This window comes from Bacillus sp. AFS012607 (assembly GCF_002558005.1).
GTDB classification, from domain to species: Bacteria; Bacillota; Bacilli; order Bacillales; family Bacillaceae_G; genus Bacillus_A; species Bacillus_A thuringiensis_S.
Genome location: NZ_NTVM01000122.1, coordinates 1 through 230, shown reverse-complemented (window position 1 = coordinate 230; position 230 = coordinate 1). Strand labels below are relative to the sequence as shown.

Sequence of the window (230 nt, the reverse complement as noted above, 5' to 3'; positions counted from 1 at the left end):
GGGTCACCATTTCCTTGATGATTTTGAACCGCTTCATACACTTTCCCTTGATGTTCTACTTTATCTCCCTTTGTATATGCCTTCCTCGAATCCCATTTTTCATAAGATACATTTTGATCTTTTGTTTTTACCAGAAGAATGTTACTTTGAATTGATGTATTTCCAGCTGCATCTACAGCCTTCACTGCATATTTATATTCCTTATTAGCTGTTAAGTTTTGATCAGTAAA

Annotated in this window: 1 protein-coding gene; it reads right to left on the bottom strand. The window is 34.3% G+C overall.

What is annotated here, in order from left to right; all coding sequences use genetic code 11:
* Positions 1–230: carbohydrate-binding protein (locus tag CN409_RS31215; protein WP_346426542.1), on the bottom strand; the 230-nt coding region annotated here is incomplete at both ends.